Annotated in this window: 1 protein-coding gene; it reads right to left on the bottom strand. The window is 49.5% G+C overall.

The window, feature by feature from the left end; translation table 11 throughout:
• Window positions 1-540: 540 nt before the first annotated feature.
• Window positions 541-24063, bottom strand: a complete 23523-nt coding sequence (locus tag GmarT_RS25400) for a Calx-beta domain-containing protein (protein ID WP_002647206.1) — start codon at window positions 24061-24063, stop codon at window positions 541-543.

Raw genomic sequence — 24063 nt, 5'->3', positions numbered from 1 at the left:
TCCGCGTCACCAGGGGAGATCAGGCCGTCATGGTTCTGGTCGAGTCGATCAAAGACGACAGGCCAACCGGTAAATTACCGGCGTGAAACATCTCCAGCCCTGTTACGATCCATCAGACGAAATCATTCGACTTCTGATGTGAAAGCTCTGGCAAGACTTTCTGGATATCCCCGGCTTACCACGAACAGTACCACATTGGGAATCCGGTCGAGTTGAACACGCTTTCCCGAAGTGTATGAGGCAGAATTCAATGACTTCCGGACGCTCCTCAGTTCTCGAACAGAGAGACCGTCGAAATTCTTTCTGGCGGTCAGTCTGGGCACGATGGCTGTTCTCCTGCTGTAAAAATTCAGGTGTATTCAATTGGTAACCCTTTTTATACAACAGTTGTGCCAGATCAATCACATGCAAATTCATACTGCATACTGATGGTTAACAGAAAAGACTCATCGAGATGAGCGCTGAAATTAACACCGCCCGAGTCGGGATTTACGATATATAAGGGAGAGGATGTGCTCGACAGACTTCGATGACGGTGCTTTACAGAACAATCAGGTCAATGTCTTCCGTCATATCCGAGAAGAAATCATCGATCTCATTTTCGGGCTGCTGAGAAGATTCATTCAGAGTTTCCAGGAACCCGGGCAGTTTACGAATGCCGGGATCCAGAGTATTCTGCATCACGCCTTCAGCTGCGTGGTCTACTCCGAGAATGTGACCGAGCTCGTGCATGATTACGGTCCAGAGATCAACCTGGTTCGCAGCCGGGCCGTCTTCCAGTGCAATGAGTGTTAAATCACTGGTATAAACAAATTCGGAGTGATCGAAAGGAGTCGTGTCGATAAACCAGCCATATCCTGCAGCATTCGCGTCAATATAAATCGTATTGGAAATAACATGCCCGAGCGCATCTCCCTGCAAATCGACGACCTGAATACTGACCTGTGCCAGTGAATTCTGTTGAACAGGATCAAGTTCTGGCTGAATTTGTTTCACAATCGAGGTCAGCGTATTTTCAGCAGCTGACTGGGTGACTGTTTCAGGATCCGGCTTTGCTTCTGTCAGGGTATTGACGAGTAAATGTTGATTCCAGACCTCGGGATAGTTGGCAGGGTAGGTGATAGTGCGATTGTCGGCTTTATTTTTTCCGTAGTTACCGACGAGTAGAATTAAATCCCGATAATTCACCTTGTTGTCCTGATTCAGATCAGAGATCCAGCTGTTTTGTGAATCAGACTCACTGGGGATATCACTATAATCGCCTGCTAAAAGAATCAGATCCCGGTAGTTGATTTTGTCATCATCATTGAAGTCAAACGGGTTGGCCCAGATATGCGTCTGAGAGAAGTTTGACACTGATGTATAGACGGGAACATCTCCACTCAGGGAGACCTGCTGGGAGGTGATATCAAACCCCAGGTGATAGGGGCCGATACTTTTGCCGTCCATATCGACGACAACCTGATCTGTTGCCAGCGGTTCAAACTTCAGTCGGGCAAAGAGCAGGAAACGGGATTCACCCAGATGATCTGTACTCGTTTCCGCATAAAGATCCGAGACGGTTCCCGCCTGATCATCGACGGTCCCTGACTGGTTCGTGTCAAAACCAGCTCCGTATTCAATTTCTGTAGCGGAAGTGAAAGCTGTATCGTAATGGAAATCCAACCCTGCCGAGAAGACGCCCTGGTTTACAGGTATGCTGGTATCAATCCAGAATTCTACCCAGTAGGTATCCCATTCACTGACATTGTTCAGATGTGTGGGTAAAGTATCAGATTCGCCGGAGAGTTCGGTAATCGTAGGAGTATCTACGACGCGAAGTTGAATCTCAGCCGACCCGCTTGCCTCATCCACGATGGTAACTTCCCCCAGATCATCTTCCAGCACGACATTTAATCCATTTGCCTGGAGCTGAGAGAGTTGTACCTGGAAGATTTCATCATTTTCAAAAATATCAGTGTCGGTAATGGAAATGCTGATGGTTTTTGTCTGGTCCCCAGGCAGAAAGGTTAATGTGCCTGAAGTATCGGTGTAATCGGAAGAACTGAGGGCTGTCAGATCGTTTAATGCGTAATTGACACTGATTGTTTGTGTAACGGGCATGTCGAGTGTGACGGTTACCAACGCGGTACCCACATCTTCAGAGACAGAGATATCATTGATGGAGATTGCCGCCTGGTCATCATCGTGAATGGTGATGACTGCCTGAGCATCTCCGAGTTCCACGTTTCTTCCATTTGACTGGAGTCCCGAGAGATTGACGAGGAATGTTTCGTCCCACTCCACCAGATCAGTGTCGGTAATGGGAATGACAATGGTTTGTAACTGATCCCCGGGGCTGAAAGTCAATGTGCCAGTCGTAGTGGTGTAGTCGTTGGCAGAGTTCGCGGTCTGGTCTGCCGTGGCATAATCCACACTGATGCTCGTATCGATGGGGTGGTCGAGAGATACCGTGATTGAGACGCTGCCGGCGTCTTCGTCGATGGTTGCATCGTTGATGGAGATTGCCGCCTGGTCATCATCATGAATGGTGATGACTGCCTGAGCGTCTCCGAGTACCACGTTTCTTCCATTCGTCTGGAGTCCCGAGAGATTGACGAGGAATGTTTCGTCCCACTCCACCAGATCTGTGTCGGTGATGGCAATGACAATGGTTTGCGACTGAATTTCGGGGCTGAAAGTCAATGTGCCAGTCGTAGTGGTGTAGTCGTTGGCAGAGTTCGCCGTCTGGTCTGCCGTGGCATAATCCACACTGATGCTCGTATCGATGGGATGGTCGAGAGATACCGTGATTGAGACGCTGCCGGCGTCTTCGTCGATGATCGCATCGTTGATGGAGATCGTCGCCTGGTCATCATTTTCTATAGTGATAGTCGCTTCCGAATCGGCGATGCGGGCATGGCCTGTGACATTCAGTAACTTGATGCCGAACGTTTCGTCGGTTTCCAGCAGAGTATCGCCATAAATGCGAATGGAAATGGTCTGGGTTTGACTGGAGGCATTCGGATCACTTTCAAAAGTAATGGTGCCTGTCGTGTTTTCGTAATCGCCGTCTGCGATGGTGGCGGTGCCATCGATGGTGCTGAAATCGACGGTTGCCTCAAAAATCAGTTCTCCAGGTTTTGTGGCGGTGCGTGTGACATTCGCGATGATCATGGTGGAGCCATCGTCTGCTTCAGTGATGCTGACGTCGTCGATTGTGATGGCCGGATTTTGTGGAAGTCCGTAGAGATAGAGCGAACCGGTATTGAAGGCGACATCGTCATCATAGCGAGCGCTGATCAGTAGCATGTCGTTTGCGGCAACAAAGCTCGCTCCATAAAAATCACTGGGATCAGCATCCGGGGAACTGAATTTCTGCTGTTCAACCCAGGCCTGATTTACCTGCTCAAAACGGTAGACCGCTCCGTTCACATCGACTCCTGTCGGATCAGAGCTTGCGGAAACGAAAATCTGCTCATTATGGATTTCCACATAATTTCCGAAGTGGGAATTAAATGCAGCGTCTGATGCAACCAGATTCTGTAAAGGCGACCATAACCCATTTTCGGGGTTGCGCTGGTAAAGAACGGCTTTTCCTGCACTATGAGAATAATTCAGATAGGATGGTGCACCAATTAGGAGCAGATCACCTTCCAGGCTGACTGAATTACCAAATCTCCCATACGTGCCAGGGGTAGAATCTTTCAGCTTCTGAGATTGTGTCCAGACGCCATCCTGCTCGGTAAAAATATAAACGGCTCCACTCCTTGGATACGTTTCAGATTCATACATCGCTCCAACGACAATGGTAGAATTCTCAATATCTATTGTATTGGCGAAATTCATCTCTTCTTCAGCATCATCAGCCACCAGTTTCGCTGTCTCGGTCCAGACTCCATCAACTCGCGTAAAGACATACGCGGAGCCAGTGTTGTTGTTTTCGACTCTTGCCCCGACAACGATCGTGTCGCCTTCGATAGTGACAATGCTGCCAAAAAAACTGTTAAACTTGGCATCGGAAGCATTCAGTTCCTGCTGGAAGGTCCAGACGCCGTTCGAGCGTGTGTAGACGTATGCAGATCCTATATTATCTATAGTTCCGTCGCCCTGGGGAGCCCCCACAACGGCGGTATCTCCACTGATATCCACCGACCAGCCATAATTGTCTGAATATGTGTCGGCATCAGAAGCAAATAACGTTGACTGATAGTCCCAGGTATCATCACCGGAATAGTCAGGAGTGCCCTGGTCATTCCTGACATAGATGAAGGCGCCGCCATAGCTGAGGAAGGGGCCTTCCGGGCCATTATGAATATGATCCCAACCCGGTGAACCGGAAATCAGCGTGTCACCATCGACGGCGTTATTATAGCCGAAGACATCAGCGGGATGAACGGTTCCCTCGGCATACAGTTTGGACTTCCATTCATAATCGCCGAGATCGTCATCTTTAATGGTGATGGTAGCCCGGTCGTCAGCGAAGACGAAATTCAAACCATCAGACTGGATATTGCTGAGTTGCACATCAAATGTTTCCAGGAGTTCTACCTGGGCACTGTCAACCAGATCAATTTCGATCGTCTGGTGTTTTGTTCCCGAAGCGAACGTGAGAATGCCGGATTGACTGACATAATCCTCGGGGGATGTGGCACTCTGATCGATGGTGGTGAAATTCAAGGTGACATTTGAGTCAACCGATTTGTCGAGCAAGACTGTAAGGATCGCTTTTCCGGCGGTTTCACTGACGATCACATCCTGCAGAGAAATCGTAGCCTGATCTTCGTCGTGGATCGTGATCAGCCCCTGATTGTCAAGAATGATGACATCGGCACTGGACTGGAGCTGGCTCAGGTTCACTAACAGGTTTTCGTCTGTTTCCAACTGATCATTGTCAACCAGATTGACGGTAATAAATTTTGTCGTTTCACCTGAATAGAAAGTGAGAGTGCCGCTGGTCTGCAGATAGTCAGAGAGTGCAACGGCGGTCTGGTCAGCTGTGGCATACTCAACCAGCACCGTTGATTCTACTGGCTGACTCAGTGAGACGGTCAGTTGAGCAGTGCCTGAATTTTCATCGACAGTGATATCGTCGATTGAGAGCGTAGCCTGATCATCATCCAGAATGCTGATTTCTCCAACAGGATCGGACAGGCTGACCAGATAGTCTGCTGCCTGCAGGTTGGTGAGTTGCACCTGCAGTGTTTCGGTGAGCTCGACGTTGTCTGAATCCACAATGGAAACGTCGATGGTTTTCGTCACGTCTCCCGGATTGAAAGTCAGAGTGCCGCTGTTGGTGAGATAGTCAGAGTTAACTTCAGCGGTGCCGTCGATCGTAAGGAAGTCTACTGAAAAAGCAGTCGTCAGCGTCCGGTCAAGAGAAACAGTCAGAGTGGCAGTCCCGAGATCTTCATTGACCTCGATATCATTTATAGAGAGTTTTGCCAGATCGTTATCCAGGATCGTGATTTCCGCCAGATCGTTGACAAGATCGACGGGGGAGCCGTTCTGCTCCAGGCTGGAGAGCTTGACGAAAAATGACTCTGCTGGTTCCTGCAGGTCGTCATCCAGGATTGTCAAGCTGATGGTTTGTGTTGTGATCCCTGTGTTAAAGATCAGTGTACCAGATGTTGAAGTAAAATCTGAATTGGCCAGAGCGGTGCCGTTGAGTGTTTCAAAATCGATCGCGATGCTGGTCAGCAGCGGCTGATCAAGAGAAACTGTCAGGAGGGTAGTACCGATATCTTCATCGACGGTGAGGTTCTGGATTGAGAGTATTGCCCGGTCGTCATCTTTTATGGTGACCTGCCCTCGGTCATCGGCGAGGCTGACATCCAGACCGGGAGCCTGCAGATTCGACAAGTTCACATAGAATGATTCAGCGGTTTCAATCAGATCAGAGTCAATCAATGGGATTGAGATGGTAAGGCTTGTATCTCCCGGGTTAAAGGTCAGGGTGCCGGATGTAGACTGATAATCGGAACCGCTGACAGCCGAACCATCAGCGGTGGCATAGTTGACGGAAATAGCAGTGTTTGCTTCCCGATCAAGTGATACGGTGACGAGCGCAGTTCCTGCACCTTCATCCACGGTAATGTCATTGATGGAGATACTGCCAGGATCATTATCCTGAATGGTGACAACTGCCTGAGGGACGGCCAGAGTCGGCTGGTAAACGCTGGATTGTGGATTGCTTAAGTTGACCAGGAACGTTTCATCTACTTCTGTGCTGTCAGTGTCGATGAGCGGGATCTGGATGATTATGGAAGTATCTCCCGGGTTAAAGACCAGGGTGCCGGAGGCAGCCTGGTAGTCACTGCCACTGGTGGCTGTCTGGTCTGATGTTGAGAAATCGACCGTAACGATGGACGTCAGTGGCTGATCGAGGGTGACCGTAACATTCGCGGTTCCAGTGCCTTCATTAACTGTGATATCGTTTATGGAAAACGCTGGCTGATCGGTGTCGGTGATAGTGACATTTGTCTGAGTCACTCCCAGAACGACATCGCGTCCGTTTGGCTGAAGGTTACTCAGGTTCACCAGGAAGTATTCCTCGTCTTCCACGAGGTCCGTATTGATCAATGGAATGGTAATGGTTTGAGTCTGCTGATTCGGGTTGAAAGTCAGCGTGCCGGTCGTGGACTGATAATCGCTGCCGCTGATTGCTGTACCGTCAGCCGTACTGTAATCGAGAGAGATGCTGGTATCGACCGGATGATCAAGTGAGACCGTGAGTGTGGCGGAGCCGGTCTCTTCATTGACGGTCAGTTCATCGATGGTAACTGTTGCCCGGTCATCATCGCGGATTGTGACCTCTCCCTGGGGATCAGCAATACTGACTGCCAGTCCCTGCGTCTGCAGGTTGAATATGTTGATCAGGAATACTTCGTCAAGTTCCACCAGTTCTGAATTCACCAGAGGGACAGAGATCGTCTGAGTCAGATTATTGGGGTTAAATGTCAGCGTTCCTGAGGTAGCCAGATAGTCAGTACCACTGACCGCGACCTGATCTGCCGTCGCAAAATCAACGGTAAGGACTCCCTCGACCTTTTGATCGAGAGAAACAGTGATCAAAGCGGTTCCGGTATTTTCATCGACAGCGATGTCATCAATCGAAAGAGTACTCTGATCATCATCGTGAATCGTCACAACCGCCTGATTGTCGGTCAGCGTAGGCTGGAAAATACTGGATTGCGGATTGAGCAGGTTCACCAGAAATGTTTCGTCTGCTTCGGTGGAGTCAGAGTTAAGAATGATAATCTCAATGGTTTTAGTCGTCTCACCGGGATTGAACGTCAGGGTTCCGGACTGTTGCTGGTAATCGGAAATGCTGTTCGCGTCCTGATCCGCAGTGGCGAAATCGACCGTGATCACAGAGGTGAGGGGCTGATCCAGGGTTACTGTAAGAGTTGCAGTTCCAGCATCTTCATTGACTGTGATGTCGTCGATGGAAAACGATGGTTGATCGGAGTCCGTGATGGTAACTTCAGCCTGAGTATCCGCAAGGATGACATCGAGGCCGTTTGCCTGGAGGTTACTCAGGTTGACCAGGAAGGTTTCATCGGCTTCGATGAGGTTCGTATTGATGATGGGGATGGTGATCGTCTTTGACTGCTCACCGGGATTGAAAGTCACGGTGCCGGTGGTACTTTCATAGTCTTCACCGCTGAGTGCAGTTCCATCTACGGTGGAGTAATCGAGGGAGACATTCGATTCAACGGTCTGGTCGAGCGAGACTGTCAGCGTGGCAAAACCGGCTTCCTCGTCAATGGTCAGGTCACTTATGGATACCTTTGCCTGATCATCGTCGATGATGGTGACCCAGTATACTGGATCCGGTATTGTGATATCTGTAGATCCGGAAACCAGACTGAACAGGCTGACTACAAACTTTTCGTCTCCTTCCACCTCTTCAGAGTTGATCAGCGGAACCGTGATCATTTTCGTCTGTTCTCCGGGATTGAAAATCAGAGTACCAGAGGTCGACTGAAAGTCAGTACCTGTGGTCGCGGACTGTCCTGTTGTCCTGTAACTCACTCTGACTTCCTCGGAGACAGGATGACTTAATCGGACAGTGATTTCAGCCGACTGTTCGGATTCATTCACTGTCAAGTCGCTGGCAGAGATCGTGATACGATCGTCGTTCGTGATGGTCACAGTCGCTGTAGTCTGGATGAGGCGGGCCATACCAATTGCATTCGACAATTCAACATAAAATTCTTCATCATCCTCCAACCGGATATCACCCTGGATATAAATTGAAATTGTCCGGGTTTGTGACAGGGCGTCGGCGTCACCCTCGAAGGCAAGCGTCCCTGATTTTTCAAAATAGTCACCATCAAGTGTTGTAGCCGTACCGTTGAGAGTGGTGAATTCCATCAAGGCAGGGATGCTCAAGTCGCCTTTCTTATTCCCCTTCCGCGTTACCTGAACTGTGACCAGTTGAGAGCCATTATCGCCTTCCGTGATGGTGACATCCTCAATTGTTACGAGAGGCAGATTATAAAGAGATCTTACATAAATGACTCCTGCATTTGATGCTTGTTCATCGTTACTGACGTCACTGATGAGAATGGTATTTCCGCTTATTCCAAAATTATAACCAAAGGCTCCGTTGTCGACCGGGTCTGATCCGGAAAATTTCTCTTGCAAGGTCCAGTTGTGATTCTGCTCAGAATAGACATGCAGGGTCCTGCTTGAGTCGGGATAGGGCAAGGCATTGAATGATTGAACGACGATCATTCCGTTTTCGATTTCCACCTTATCCCCGAAATAGACTTCCTGATAAGTTTCCGACTCCAGAATCTGCTGTTCACTCCAGTCCCCGTAAAAGTTCCTGGTAAAGACATAAGCTGCACCCGTGCGATAGTAAATTCGCGTATCCGGATCCCATTTCTGATAGGAACCAGCTCCGACGACAAGTGTGTCACCTTCTATGCTGACTGATTCACCAAAATGCTGCCCCTCATAATCCCGACTGGGAGTTAATTTCTGAGTCTGATTCCAGACTTTCGAGATTGAAGTGGTGCGTTCGAAAACATAGACGGCGCCATTTCCGGAATCAGGGATCTGGGGACCTGCTAATCCATCCCGGGGAGCACCGACCAGAATGGTGTTTCCATCCAACGCCAGACTAATTCCAAAAGATTTCCCTGCTTGAGGATCATCAGCCACCAGTTTGGCATTTTCGACCCAGTCGTCGATTTCCTGGTTGAAGACATAGACTGCTCCGGAATTCTCCAGGATTACGTCTCCATTACTATTGCGCAGATCGGCGCTATAGGCACCGACAACGATCGTGTTGTTCTCAATGGCCACCTCATCACCAAAATAGTCATGGCTGCCACCATCGGAGGCGACCAGTTTCTGATCCAGGGACCAGGTTTGACCTGAGCGGCGAAAGACATAAACCGCACCACTGTCTTCACCGTTTGTAATGTCGTGTGTGTCACCAACGACGATGATACCCCCACTGATGGCTACCGCACCGCCGAAAACCCAGGTTCCGCCACCTGATGGAGTCAGTTTCGCCTGGAATTCCCAGGTGTCATCTGATTCGATTCCAGTTGTTCCCTGGTCATTACGAGTATAGACATAAACGGCTGGTTCAAGGGTCGGATGGCTAGAGAAAAAATAAGAACCGACAACCAGGGTATCACCATCTACTGCCATCGCCCGGCCGAAATAGCCATCCGTTGCAATCTCCGAGGAGAAGATTTTCGAATCGAATTCAGCAAATTGCGACTGATCGTCATCCAGGATTTCGACAATTCCCGTATTGTCAGCAATCGTCACACTCCGCCCATAAGAGTTGAGTTGACTCAGAATGACTTCAAATGTTTCGGTCAGTTCAAACAATTCGTCGTTGGTTAAAGTGATATCAATGGTCTGGGTATAATCGTACTGACTAAATTCGAGTACCCATGAATAGGAGCGATAATCCTCTGAATCGACGGCACTTTGATCAACCGTTGCAAAATTGATTGTAATTCCAGAATCCACCCGATGGTCCAGGGAGACTGTCAGTGTGGCTTTGCCGTCATCTTCGTGAACGGTAATATCATTGATAGAAACAGTGGCAGTGTCCTCATCGATGATGGTCACTTGAGCTTGAGAATCGATCAGGAAGATATCAGCGCGGTCAGACTGGATATTGGATAATTTGACCAGAAACGTTTCTGCCAGTTCAACCCAGTTCGTTTCCCTGATATCGATGGTAATGGTCTTGGTCTGTTCTCCGGCGGCGAAGGTCAGGGTGCCTGAACTCTCCTGGTAATCATTTCGATCCGCAGTCTGGGATTGCGTAGCAAAGTCAATACTGATCTCGGTATCGAGAGGCTGGTTGAGGGAGACCGTCAGAGTCACTGTCTCATCTGATTCTGATACGACCTTATCATCTATCGAGATCAGTACCGGATTTTCAAAAACATCTATGGGAGTACTGACTGCCTCGGGGAGGAAGACATCTCCCGATAAATTATACATCCCCAGGACAAGTGGATTTTCCAGATCCAGGTTGACAGTGTTGTTGACAGAAAAATGGAAGATCTGGGTTTGTGAAACCGCGTTCGGATCCCCGGTGAACTCGAACGTGCCGGTGATGGACTGAAATGTACTGCTGGAAATTCCCAGATTAAACGTACTGAATTCGACGGAACCTTCAGCACTCAAATCACCAGGACTGGAACCACTACGTGTGACTTCCAGGATGAGTTCCTTCGAGCCATCTTCTTTCACAGCCAGTCTGGCACTATCAATGGAGACGATGGGGGGATGGGCCGGTCCGTAGATGTGGATGGCGCCTGTATTTCTGGGGTCTGTATCGTCAGGGGCACCGATCAGAATAGTGCCATCGGAAATCCCGATCGAGTGTGCAAATATGATATCCTTGTCTTCGTCTGTAGTGAGAATCTCTCCCTGTCTTTGAACGTCTGAACCCTGAAACTGAAAGATATGGATTTTTGAATTATTGTCGGCATCACCGCGGAAATCATTGCCACTGACCAGTAGCAGACCGTCCTGAAGTAATACCTGTTTGCCAAAACGGGTGTTGTTGGCAATATAGGAATCAGAGAGATATGAGGGACCAGTCCATTCACCATTTTCCAGTCTGTAAATCAGAACTCTACCCCGACTGGTATAGCCCCCTGAGAGAGTAGCATAATCGGGAGCTCCGACCACTATTATATTGTCTTCGATATCAACACTGGAACCATAACCTAAATCGGAATTCTCCAGTTTCTGTGTCACACTCCAGACGTTGTTGACTTTCTCTACGATGGCTACCGTGCTGATATGATTGTATCCACTCTCCGTATTAGAGCCGATGACAATCGTAGAATTATCGATGGCCAGACTGGAAACATAATTTACTGTATCCAGACTAATATTGCCGGATACTTCTGCCTCTTCCGACCAGACGCCGTTCTCGCGCGAAAAGATATAGACTCTCCCGATCTGCTCTGCACTACTCGCGACCAGAAGGTCACCTTCGATGGCGACGATTGAGCCGAAATTACCATTACCAAATTGAGAAGCGGTGATTTTCTGTTGAAGGTTCCAGTCGGAACCATTTCTGGTATAGATAAAAACTGCGCCTGTCAGATCTGTACTGCCTTCTGCATGCGCTTCGTTTGCGCCGATGACGATCGTATCACCACTGATGGCAATAGAAGCACCAAAGTTTGAGTCAGACGCTCCCTCGGGGGCCTGAATCAAGGCCTGGATATCCCAGGTATCGTCGAATAAATAAGCGGGGGTTCCCTGCTGGTTACGCACATAGACGGTCACCCCCTCAGGCGAAGAGGAGATCAGAGTATTGTTATCAACAGAGAGCTGATCACCGAAATGAGAATCGACTTGTGGGTTTTCGGTTGCATATAGTTTCGAATTAAATTCGTATTCCGATACGGAATTATTGTTTTCTAAAACGACCGTCGCGTAGCTGTTGATGGGAGTCACATACAGGCCACTGTTTTTTAAATTAAACAGATTTACGGCAAACGATTTATCGGGTTCCTGCCAGTCGGGGGTATTGTTGTAGGTGACAATGCTGATTGTTTTCGATTGTTCTCCCGGTCCGAAAGTAATGATATTTGATGTCGGTTCATAATCGATGCCGGGAAGTGCGGTGCCTGCCACGGTTTCAAAATCAATTGAAACCAGTCCGGCCTCCTCAACCGGATTGGTGAGAGTCACTGTCAGCAGTGCTCTGCCGGCGGCTTTATCCACGGTGACGTCGTTAATGAGAAGTTGAGATGAATCGTCGTTGTTGATGGTGCCTGTTCCAGCTTCCTCAAGGAGTGTTGACTGACTGGCTGTATTTGACAGCAGGACCAGGAAAGTTTCAGCAAGCTCGGTATAAGTATCTCCGTAAATCTGGACTTCGACGGTGGCTGTCTGGATCAGCGCTGTGGCATCTGCTGCAAAGTTGATCGATCCCTGAGTCGCAATGTAATCCCGTCCGGCGATGGCAGTGCCGTCTTGAGTGGTGAAATCAATTTGCTCACTAAAATCCAGTCCCCCCGGATTTTTCCCGGATCGGGTAATTGTGAAGACAGCGTTGTTAGTGCCGCTGTCTGTTTCCTGAATTGTGACATTGTCGATGGAAATCGTCGGTTTCTCGTCATCGACGATGGTAACCTCAGCCTGTGCATCTGCGAAAATCACATTGATTCCGCTTGATTGAATATTGAACAGGCTGACCAGGAAGGTTTCATCAAATTCAAGAGGACCGTCGTCCACGAGCGGTACGTTTATCGTTTGTGTGAGCTGCCCCAGATTAAAGGTCAGAGTGCCTGCAGTACTGAGATAATCAGTGGTCTGTTTGGCAGTCTGATCAGAAGTCGCAAAGTCAACAGTAAAAGTGTTCGCCACAGCCTGATCGAGGGTGACAGTCAAAGTTGCGTTTCCGGCGTTTTCATTAACGGTGATGTCATCGATCGAAATTTCTGGCGTTTCATCTTCAATAGTGACGGTGGCCTGGTCATCGGCGAAAATGACGTTATATCCATTCGACTGAATCTGGGTCAGGTTGACCAGGAACGTCTCATCTCCTTCAATAGCCAGCGAGTCAAAGATGGAAATGGTAAATGTTTTCGACTGTTCCTGTGGATCAAATGTAATCGTACCGGTCTGGCTCAGGTAATCGTCCGGACTGGTGGCGCTCTGGTCGCCGGTGGCATAGTTGACAGAGATGCTGGAATCAACGGGCGTGTCGAGTGAAACTGTCAGTGTAACGGTGCCTGCAGCTTCATCTGCAGTTACATCGTCGATTGAAATCCGAGCCTGGTCGTTGTCGGTGATGGTAACCTGAGCCTGATCGTCGGCAAAAGTGACTGGTAATGTGTCGGCTTGCAGGTTCAGCAGGTTCACCAGAAAAGTCTCGTCCGATTCAACCAGATCGCTATCATTGATCGGAATTGAGATGGATTTAGTCTGTTCTCCGACATTAAAGATCAGACTGCCCGAGGTGGGCTGATAGTCTTCAGATGCCGTTGCTGTCTGACTGGCTGTCTGGTAATCCAGTTCGATCGTTGAGAGAACGGGGCGATCGAGCGAAACAGTCAGCGTGGCACTGCCTGCCGATTCATCTACAGAAACATCATCGATCGAAATCAGGGCCCGATCATCGGGCTGGATCGTGACGGTCGAATTGCTGGAGGAAGTGAACCGGACGTCGCCTACCCAGTACAACAGCTCGATATTGAACAGTTCTGCAGGTTCAATATCGGTATCGCCGTGAATGTCTATTGTAATTTCACGAGTTTGTAAAATGGCAGAGGGATCACCGGTAAAGTCAAGCATGCCACTCTGTGCGCTATAGTCACCATCAAGAACTGTCGCAGTTCCATCGCTGGTTGTGAATGCAACCGAAGCCGGGAGACTCAAATCACCGGGTTTTGTGCCCTGGCGCGCCACCAGTACGGTAACCTGTTGCGTGCCCTGATCGCCTTCCGTCACCTCCGCTTTGATGACTGAGACTTCAGGAGGTCGGTTGGGCCCGAAATAATGAATCGATCCGCTGTTCTCGACAGATTCATCATCAGTGGGGGAGGCGAAGAAAACTTCTCCCTCGGAAGAGATTGCAACTTGATTTGCATACCTGGCATTGGCAGGAGATGTCACGACTGCCTGTTTGACCCATTCGTTGTTGATCTTTTTATAAATTGTCTGGGGACTGAAACGCGTCGTAGGTGTTATCACTGCCTGAGGGCTGGGATAAGCACTGGAAAAAATCAGGGATGTTGAGCCGACAACGATTGTGTCACCCTTGACCGTGACATGATCTCCCAGGGGAATATTTTCTTCGCGGCCAGTGGCAACAAGTATATCTGTCAGGTTGAATCCATCATCTTCGGAAGTTCGATCGTATACAACAGCGGCATTGCCTGAGACCGTGGTGTGTTGACTTTGAGAATAGCTGTCATGCTTCTCGACTCCGATGACGAGTCGATTACCGTCCAGATCAACGCTTTTCCCAAAATGCCCTCCTGTAGTGGGGTTGCTGTCTACCAGCGTCTGGCTCAGAATCCAGTTTGAATTATACTTCCTGTAAACAAAGACAGCCCCTGCTTCATCGACAGTTCCCGAATAAGTAGGGGCTCCCACGACAAGCGTGTCATCTTCGTAAGCGAGAATGGAGCCAAAACCAGTAATATTCCGAGACTCAGGAGGTACGATTGTTGCTATTTTATCCCATTCCCCATAAGTCCTGGCCTGGTATTCGTAAATATAGATGGCCCCTTCACCTTCGACTGAGCCATCTTTTCCCGGTACTCCGAAAACAACTCTTTCGCCGGAACGTGCATTATAAACGCCGATGTTTGTTCCCGAATAAAATTGATCACCGTACTCAGGATTAGAAAATGTATTCCAATGAGACCAGATGCCATTTAGTTGCCTGAAAACATAAATGGTTTCAGTATACGTACCGGAGCTCGTTCTACCTACCAAAGAGACGAGTGCAAGATTATCATGGATGTCCACACTCAAGTGACGGTTGCTAACGTTTGGTATACCAGTTCCTCCGACAGACAGTGCAGTCTGGTATTCCCAAGTGTCATCCGAGAAATCTTCAGGTGTGCCCTGGTCATTTCGTTCATAAATGAAGGCGAGAACATTACTGCCGTCCACATTTCGAATGCCTGATGGTGTGGTGATCAATGTGTTTCCATCGATCGCGACCTTGTTTCCGAATCTAAAATCCTGCTCGGGCCCTGCGGGCGACAGGATTTTTGTTTTAAATTCAATCTGCGGCAAGTGGTCAGTATTGGTTATTTCGACCTGACCCACCGAATCGGCAATGCTGACATTCAATCCCCCGGACTGTAATTGAGAAAGTGCCACTTCGAAGGCTTCCGTGAATTCGTAGACTTCATCGTCGACAATCTCAATGGTGATGGTTTGGGTTAATTCTCCCTGATTGAAATAGAGTTGACCTGACTGTTTCAGATAGTCTTCCGGATCAATGGCAGATTGATTCCGTGTGGAAAAGTCGAGGGCAATGCCGCCATCGACTGGCTGATCCAGGGAGACTGTCAGAGTTGCTGTGCCTGCATCCTCGTCGACCAGGACATCATCAATGGAAATGGTGGCCTGGTCATCATCGGTCACAATGACCTCGGCCTGAGAATCACTGAGGTAAACTTTCGTCCCGCCTGACTGGAGATTCGTCAGATCGACCAGGAACGTTTCGCTGTGCTCAACGAGATCTGAGTCAACCAGGGAGACGGTAATGGTTTTCGTCTGCTCCCCCGGATTGAAAGTCAGCGTGCCCGAAGCCTGCAGGTAATCTGCGGAAGCGGTGGCTGTCTGATCTCTGGTGGAGTAATCCACCGACACCGGCGTAGTCAGAGTCTGATTGAGAGAGACAGTAAGAGTGGCTGTGCCAGCAGTTTCCGAAACGGAAATATCATCAACAGTGATCTGGGGAGGATTATCAATAATGGATATCGGACTGATGGTTTGCGGTCGATAGTCGATTCCCGTCCGGGGAGAGAGGCCGATCGCGAAGGTCGCATCCAGATTCAGAGAGGTATCACTGTCAACCTGTAAAATCACGGTTTCCGTTTGAGTTGTGGCGCTGGGATCCCCGGTGAACGAAATCGTCCCTGTAATAGACGGGTACTGTCCGCTGGAATCACCCATGTTAAACGTACCGAAATCCATGATGGTTGGCGAGGACAACAGGCCTGCCTGTCCTGTGGAGCGGGTCACTTCCAGAACCAGCAGTTTCGAACCGTCCGGCTGTGTGAGCAGATCTGCTGAGTCGATAGACAGTTCCGGAAGTAGTGTGGGACGATAGAGCTGAATGGTTCCTTCCCCGCTGTTTTCGTCTCTGGCGCCAATAAAAACAGTGCCATGTGCGATTCCCAGCGAACTGCCGAATTGAATCTGTTCCGAAGCGGCAGGGGCATTAATGGCGCCCTGCGAGACCCAGTCCCCATCAACCAGATGAAACACATGAATAATGTGATTCGCGTCTGGATTGCCCGGTTCCGAGCAGGATGTGATCAGGATCTGGTCATCCTGAATTTCGACATCTGCCCCAAAGGCTGTGTCTGTGACGGATTGATCTGCGTGCAGGGTCTGAGTTAGAATCCAGATGCCGTTATCGAGCGTGAAGACGTAGGCTGCTTCGCTGGTCAGGAAATCCTGTTTGTCATCAACCGTGCCCACCACGAGTGTATTTCCCTGGAGTGCAACCGAGTTGCCGAAATGTTCTTGAGAATGAGGGTGGGGAGACTGCAGTTTCTGAGTCACTGTCCATTCCCCGTTCACCAGAGTGGCGATGTAGACGGCACCGCTCTGAAAACCGAACTCGGTATCGTTTTTCGAACCGATGACAATCGTCTCATTCTCAAATTCCAGGGAGCTGCCGAAATTACTTTCGGGAGCCGGGGTTGTCGCTGTCAGTTTTGCAGTTTGGATCCAGGATCCCCCATGGAGGTCAAATACTTTGGAATACACATAGACGGCACCTCGTTCAGAATCTTCACCGGTCGCGCCTACTACAACTGTCTCACCTTCAATGGCGACGGTCGTTCCAAATGCTCCGTCGGTATCTGTATCCGACCCCGTGATTTCCTGTTTCAGAGACCAGTTACTTCCGACGCGTTCATAGATATACACAGATCCGGTGATGATATTTTCCGGACCGGTTTTTGCGCCGGGTGCACCAATCACGGCAAGATCGCCATCCACAGCAACCGAGGTACCGAAGAAATGATTTACGTTGGCAGCAGGCGGAATTAATTCGGCCTGAAATTCCCAGGTATCATCGTCAAAATCATCGGGCGTTCCCTGATCATTGCGGATAAAGATCTGAACCGCACCTCTGTTGTAATTCCGACTGGTTTCGCCTGTTATAAACGTATTGCCATCGGTTGCAAAATTACTTCCAAAGGAAGTGAATGCAGGGTCGCTTGACTGGGGACTGAGTTTCGTCTCTAAATCGAAGGGCTGATAGGGATAGTTATGCTGAATTGAGACCTGTGCCTGGCTGTCGGCAATTCTGATATCGAGTCCGTTTAACCCAAACTGGGAGAGAACGACATCAAAATTTCTTTCGAATTGATGTGGATCATAGTCAAGCAGGTCGACCGTAATCGTAGTGCTGGTTGAACCGGCGTTGATCGAACCGGTGCCGGTGAGTGGGAGATAATCAGTGCCTGCGACGGCAGTTCCATCCCGGGTTTCATAGTTGAAGGTAAGCGGCTCATCACCGGAAAAAGTACCGGAGAGAGAGACTGTCAGGGTCGCTGTGCCACTGGATTCATCAACGGTGACATCATCAATGGTCAACTCGAGCTGATCATCGTCCTCAATGATGGCTGTCCCGATTGCGTCCGTGATGAGCGAATTACCTGTATTTTCATAGATCAGTACACGAAACGTTTGATCGAGATTGGCGATCACATCAGTTTCGACCTGTACTTCGATCGTTGCCGTCTGGGACAGTGCAGAGGCGTCGGCCACGAAATCGACCGTTCCGTACGTATGAACGTAGTCAAAGTAGCTTTTGGCTGTGCCCTCGACTGTAAAGAATCTGACCGTTTCCGCAAAATCCAGATCGCCCGCAATTTTGCCGGTGCGGGTGACAGTAAATACAGCACTGGTGAGACCATCGTCACCTTCCTGAACGACGATATCATTAATCGTGATCGTGGAGGGCTCGTCGCCCAGAAGTGTGATTTTTGCCTGAGAATCAGCAAAACGGACATCCTCCCCCGTGGACTGGAGATTGCTCAGATCGACTAGAAAGCTTCTGTCTCCCAGTAAACTGCCAGTGTGTTCCAGTATCGTGACCTCAAAAGTTTTCGTAAGTTCTCCCGGATTGAATGTCAGAGTACCCGAGGCACTGAGATAGTCGGAATCAGCCACTGCAGAGTAATTTCTGGTGACATAGTCTACAGTGACCATGTCCGCAACAGCCTGATCAAGGGAGACTGTCACCTGGATGCTGCTCGAGTCATCCCTGACTGACATGTCATCAATCAGGATCGCAGGTATTTCATCTCTGATGGTGGCAACGGCCTGATCGTCTGCCAGGACAACATGACGCCCTCCTGCCTGGAGATTGGAGAGATTGACCAGAAAGGTTTCATCACCTTCCACGATCTGGGAATCGAAAATCGGGACTGTGATGGTTTTTGAAACTTCTCCCGCAGTAAAGTTTAGCGTGGCACTGACACCGGTGTAGTCGAGTGAAGCTGCGGCACTCTGGTCAGCGGTTGCATAGTCGACCGAGATATCGGTATCGACGGGCCGGTCGAGAGTCACGGTCAGCGTTGCTGTGCCGGCAGCTTCGTCTACTGAAATATCATCAATGGTGACATTTGACTGACTGTCGTCGACAATGGTGACTTCGACGACCGTGTCGGCAAGAGTAACCGGATAGACGCCTGACTGGAGCTTGGTCAGATTGACCAGAAAGGTTTCATCAGCTTCCACTCTGTCTGAGTTGAGTAGAGGAATCGTGATGGTCCTGGTCTGCTCTCCCGGGGAGAAAGTCACCGTACCGGAGGTATTCTGGTAGTCTTCAGACTGAAGAGCAGACTGATCCGCTGTCGCAAAGTCAACTGATACCAGGGTGTCTACCGGCTGGTTGAGCGAAACAGTCAGAATCGCATTTCCTGCGTCTTCGTTTACTGAAATATCAGTCACTGAAACAAAGGCCGGGTCGTCGTCAATGATCGTAACCGTGCCCTGGGGCTTGTCGAAGATGACGTCAGCAGTACCTGCTTTCAGATTGCTCAGGTTGACCAGGAATGTTTCATTGATTTCCATCAGGGGAGAATCGATCAAGGCGATGTTGACCGTTTTGGTGAGCTCACCAGGTAGAAATGCCAGGGTACCGGATGTGCTGCGGTAATCGTCTTCTGCGGAGGCAGACTGATCGTCGGTCGTTACGTCTACCGTAATAACCGAATCTACGACCTGATCGAGTGAAACGGTGAGCGTGGCGAGGCCCGTCGCTTCATTGACGGTGACATCATCGATGGAAAGGGTGGCCTGGTCATCGTCCAAAATGGTGACATAAGACTTATCTCTGGCTAGAGTTACAGTTAAGCCAGCAGTCTGAATATTGGTCAGATTGACAAGGAATCTCTCATCCCCTTCCACCAGATCAGAATCGACGATCGACACCGTTATAGTGCTGGAATTATTCTGTGGAGTAAACGTCAATGTTCCTGCAGTGCTCAGATAATCTTCTGTTGCGACAGCAGTCAGGTCGGAAGTGTTATAGTCGACCGAGATATTACTCTCGATATTTCCTTCAAGGGTGACTGTCAGGGTGATCGTCCCCACCGATTCATCCACGGACATGTTACTGATTGTGAGGACTGCCTGTTCATCGTCGGCGATGGTGATAACCGCCTCCTGTTTAGCATAAACCACATCGCGTCCCGTTGCCTGAAGACCAGAGAGACTTACCAGGAAATCCTGATCCGCTTCGACCAGGCTGGAATTAATAAGCGGGATATAAATCGTCTGAGTCTGGACCCCCGCATTGAAAATCAGCGTTCCCGATCGACTCAGGTAATCTTCAGACTGTGTGGCAGTCAGGTCCAGCGTGGTGTAGTTCACGCTGACGGTTGCGTTGACAGGTTTGTCGAGCGAGACGGTGACTGCAGCCACACCTGTGTTTTCATCCACAACAAGATCCTGTACCGAGATCCCGGCCTGGTCATTGTCATTGATGGTCACTTCACCCTGTGAATCAGCAAAGATGACATTTGCACCATTCGTCTGAATGTTAGACAGGTTTACCCGGAACTTTTCCTGCAACTCGACTTCGGGGGCATCGACGAGAGGAATGCTGATTGTCTGTGTCAGGTAACCGGGAGAGATCGTCAGGGAACCAGAAGAACTGATGAAATCGGTTACGGCAGATGCAGAACTGCTGAGTGTTGAGTAGTCGAATGTCACCGCAGTTTCGACAGGCTGATCGAGTGAAACTGTGAGAGTGGCCACGCCTGCATCTTCATCAACCGTCGTATCATTAATGGTGATCAGGGCGCGGTCGTTATCGCTGATCCGCACTTCCGCCTCCTGATTCTCAAAGATTACGTTTCGGCCGTTGGTCTGCAGATTGGACAGGCTCACCAGAAAATTCTCCAGACCTTCGACGAGATCAGAATCGATAATCGGAATAAGGACTGTCTGGCCTTGATCTTCATCCAGCGGTGAGAATACCAGGGTACCGGAGGTTGCCTGGTAATCATCAGGTTGTTTGGCGCTCCCGTCGCTGGTTGCATAATCAACCCTGATTTCGGCATCAACGGGCGCATTGAGATAGACGACCGCCCGGGCATACCCGACCGATTCGTCAAGAGAATAAAAGATGTTATACAAAGAGGCGATAGTTAACCTCAAAGTGGCCTGATCACTGTCATTGATGGTCACTTCCGCCTGATCATCTGCCAGGCTGATGTTCAATCCGTTTGCCTGCAGATTACTCAGCGTGACCAGAAATGATTCCTGGAGTTCCACCATATCCGTATCAATCAGAGGAATCGTGATGGTTTTACTTTCATCTCCAGCATGGAATTCGAGCGTACCAGAGGTGGATTCGAAATCGAGCCCGGGCAGGGCGGAATTACCGGAGGTGGCGAAATCGATGGTCATGTCGGCACCGACCGGCTGCGTAAGCGAGACGGTCAGTACCACGTTCCCCGCTTCTTCAGCAATCGTCACATCTTTGATTGTAATTTGTGCCTGATCATCATCGAGGATCGTGATTTCCGCCTGATCATCGGCAAAAATGACATCGGCGCCCGAGGCCTGGATGTTGCTGAGTTTGACCAGAAAACTCTCATCGAGTTCTACATCGTCCCGGTCTCTGATGTAGATGGAAATGGTCTGGGACTGTTCTCCCGGTGCGAAAGTCAACCTACTCGATTTGTAGGTGTAATCGTTAAGCGATGTTGCAGTGTTTGCAACAGTCAGGTAATCCAATTTGACTTCGGTTTCGACAGGTTGGTCGAGTGAAACCGTGAGTGTAACATAGCCCGTGTCTTCGTTGACAGTGATGTCAGGTCCGATCGAGATGGTTGCCTGATCATCCTCGTTGATAGTCATCTTAGCGCTGGAAGGAATTGAGTCCGCAAGTGCCACGGCACCGGTGGGGTTGGAGAGATTAACCCAGAAATATTCATCGGCTTCGACACGGGTATCTCCTGTAATCTGCACTGTGAAAAACTGGGACTGAGTCAAAGCCGTCGGGTCACCGTAGAAACTGAGGGTTCCTGTAGCAGACTGGTAGTCACCATCGGCGATCTTGGCGGTACCATCACTGGTGGAGAAATCGATGGTTGCCGATTGCGACAGATCTCCCGGGTTGTATCCTTTGCGGGTAACTTCGACGGTCATCCATTGCGAGCCGTTGTCGCCTTCAGTAATCGACGTTTCGGTGATTTCGACTCTGGGTTTCTGGGGACCAAAGTAGAAGACGGAACCGGTCCAGGTACCCACTTCATTCGAGACCGGCGCACTGATAAACAGGCCTCCATCAGCGAGGGCGATCTGGCTGGCAAAACCGATATTCGACTCGAGCAGGGTATAGTAATAGCTGTCGTAAGGTGTCCAGATTTCGTCATAATAAACCCACTCGGAATCGACTTTGGTGTATTGGATGACGGTGCCATTATTGAATGAATCGCCTGCATATATGTCTTCCCAGTACGGATTATTGGTACTCGAAATGAACATCATCCCGTCCTGCAGCAGTACCTGTGATCCAAAATGGGGATTCTGTGAGACTGTATCCGGATAAGGACAATCCAGAGTCTGCTCCAGTTCCCAGAGGTCTGTGTCTGAATTGAAGCGAAACAGGTAAGCGTTACCCAGGTCAGACAATTGATCGTCCTGTCCCGGCTGCCCGATGAGCAGTTCATCATTTTCCAGACTGACTGAAAAACCGAATCGCGCACCGGCTGTCAGATCCGGTGAGGTCAGAGTCTGGACCGACGTCCAATATTCGTCTACCAGTCGATAGATAGAAACTCTACCCGCATCATTATTATAGTTGGGGAAGCCGATGATGAGGGTCTTATTTTCAATAACAAAGCTACAGTCAAATGCTTGTCCCAACTTACCCGGTTGATTGGAATAAGGGATACCAATGGATTGAGAAAAAGACCATGTTCCGTTGGTACGATAAAATACAGAAACATATTCTGGTGAACTGTCATAGTAAGTTGCACCAACAAGAATGGTATCGCCTTCAATCGCGACTTTAGAACCAAAACCATAGTTTGTGTAAATATAAGACTCTGAATCCAGTTTCTGCTGAAGTGACCAGGTTGAGCCTGTCCGGGTAAAGATGTAGACGGCTCCGCGAGGAACTCCGTTAGCATCTTTAGCATTTGGTGCTCCAATCACAGCAGTGTCTCCACTGATCGCTACCGACACGCCGAAATGATCGTATCCCTGGGCGCCAGGCGGAAGTAAGGTCGCCTGATACTCCCAGGTATCATCGGAACGATCCAGTGGGGTTCCCTGATTATTTCGCACATAGACAAAAGCGAGCCCCTGGGTAACCACTCCCTCATAACTCTGATAAGGAGTGGTGGAAATCATGGTGTCGCCATCGGCGGCAAGTGTTAAACCAAAGCGTGAATTATCGTTCGTGGTTTCACTGGGGAGAATTTGTTGTTTATATTCGAAATCGTAGTGCAGGTTTCGGTATTCGCGGTCGTTATCTTCAATGGTCACAACCGCGGTGTCGTCAGCAATGACGGCATCAATATAACCGGACTGCAGATTGCTGAGTTCGACATAGAAGAGAGAATCAAATCCGACTACCTGGTTATCAATAATATTGACATACAGCTCCTTCGAGGTTTCACCAGGCAGAAAAATCAGTGTTCCCGAAGTTTGTTCGAAGTCCTCCGGACTAGAGGCTATCAGACCTCCGGTCGTTGTATAATCCACATTAAGAATATCATCAGCAGGGATATCGAGTGATACGGTAAGTGTGGCATATCCTGATCCCTCGTTGACCGTGACATCATCGATTGTGAGCTGTACCTGATCGTCATTCCTGATGTAGACTTTCCGGCGGTCATTTTCAAAAGTCACATCCGAGTTGTCAGCTTGTATATTATCGAGAATGACCCAGAAGTCTTCGTAGTCCTCTGACAGCTGATCTCCATTAATTTGAACGGTAATGGTCTGCGTCTGGGTGACTGCATCAGCATCGGCTGAAAAAGAGAGTGTGCCGCTGATCGCCAGATAATCGTTGTCTGATGTTGTAGCAGAATTGTCTTGAGTAAAGTAATCCACAGTCACTGAGCTATTCAGATCGCCTGGTGTCGTTCCCGTTCTGGTGACAGTCAGGACAGCATCAACCGTCCCGGAATCACCCTCAGTCACAGTACGGTTGATGTCGATATCGAAAGTGGACGTCAGCAGCGTCCGGTCTTCCAGAACCTCGATCTCTCTCCGAACGCCTCGGCCGGCATATGTGCGGGTTGTCGATGCACGTCGTTGAGCCAGAGGGGACCGGAGACCTGATTTACGTGAACGCGGGGAACGACAACGCTTTGAGATCGACCTAAGCCAGTTCGCCAGGAGCAT

Source organism: Gimesia maris, assembly GCF_008298035.1.
In the GTDB taxonomy this organism is placed as follows: Bacteria; Planctomycetota; Planctomycetia; order Planctomycetales; family Planctomycetaceae; genus Gimesia; species Gimesia maris.
This window is presented reverse-complemented; position numbering and strand designations above follow the sequence as displayed.